The sequence below is a fragment of the Mesorhizobium sp. LEGMi-168a genome (assembly GCF_058312955.1).
The window spans coordinates 1-1,084 of the sequence record NZ_JBZEGV010000142.1 but is presented as its reverse complement, the minus strand read 5'-3'; the positions used below and the strand labels follow the sequence as shown (position 1 = coordinate 1,084).

General features: G+C 56.1%; 1 protein-coding gene and 1 pseudogene. Both read right to left on the bottom strand.

What is annotated here, in order from left to right:
• Positions 1 to 151 (bottom strand): annotated as a pseudogene (purU, locus tag AC4FWB_RS34485) (formyltetrahydrofolate deformylase); the annotation flags it as partial.
• Between the two features lie 392 nt (positions 152 to 543).
• The coding region (locus AC4FWB_RS34480; RefSeq protein ID WP_491030671.1) for a zinc-binding dehydrogenase at positions 544 to 1,084 on the bottom strand (541 nt) is incomplete at its 5' end.

The following is a 1,084-nucleotide window of genomic DNA, read 5'->3' as shown; positions in this document are numbered from 1 at the left end:
GATGCGAAGCTTCCAAGCTTCCTGGCTCGCGGGAAGACGACAGTGCGGTTGCCGTTCAAGAAGACGCGGCGATGGATGTGGGCGTGGATCGCTCGTGCCAGGACCTGACTTTCAACGTCTCGGCCATTGAGACATAATCTTCCACACTTTCTACCTATCTCGCCGAATTTGACCCGCCATATTCCGCGCGTCGCCTTCGCATGAACGCCAAAGCGCGTGCAACTCGCATCCCTGATGTAATGGCCGGCAAAGTGCCCGACCTTTGAAACGACTAGGGAAAGGCGGTTCACCTACCGCAAGGCCGCCTGGTAGCCCGTGGCGGTACGATGGCGAATGTTTGCAAACTCACTCTCTCTTCATTGTCGGGAACGTCGAGGAAGGAATTTATTTGACCGTACGCTACCGTAATTCGAGGACAGGTCAACGCACGTCCATATGCGTTATCGGTTTTTCCAACCCGGAGCGCTGATTGACATCGAAGCAGTGTTACCAACTGGGGATGAGCGCGCGCGCGGCCGAGTGATGGTCGCCCTCGCTGCCAGGTCAAGCCGACGCTGAGTGCGCCAGCACCAACTTACCAAACTGCTCGCCTCGCTCGAGCATAGCCATCGCTGCACCTGCCTTACCGAACGGAATTACGTCGCTTATGACGGGCCTTACGGTGCCGTCGAAAACCAACTTCATCACTGTTCGGTAGTCGTCGTAGTTTCCCATGGTGCTTCCTATCAAGCTGATCTGCTTACTAAAAATGTAGCGAAGGTCGATCTCGACTAAGGGACCACTGGTATTGCCGACGGTTACGATCCGGCCACCCTTCCTGACGACCCGAAGACTGTCGCGAATGGTAGCTGACCCGACATTGTCCACCACTATGTCAACACCCATCTTGTTGGTGATTTTATGGATCGTGGTGGCCCACTCACGATCTGTTCTGTAGTTGAGCACCAGCTCGGCTCCAAGCTGCTTTGCCATTTCCGCCTTCTCGGCCGTGCTTGTAGTCGCATAGACCTTGCAGCCTGCCAGTTTGGCGATCTGGATAGCGGCGGTGTTAACGCCACCGCCGGCTCCGAGGATCAGCACGCTT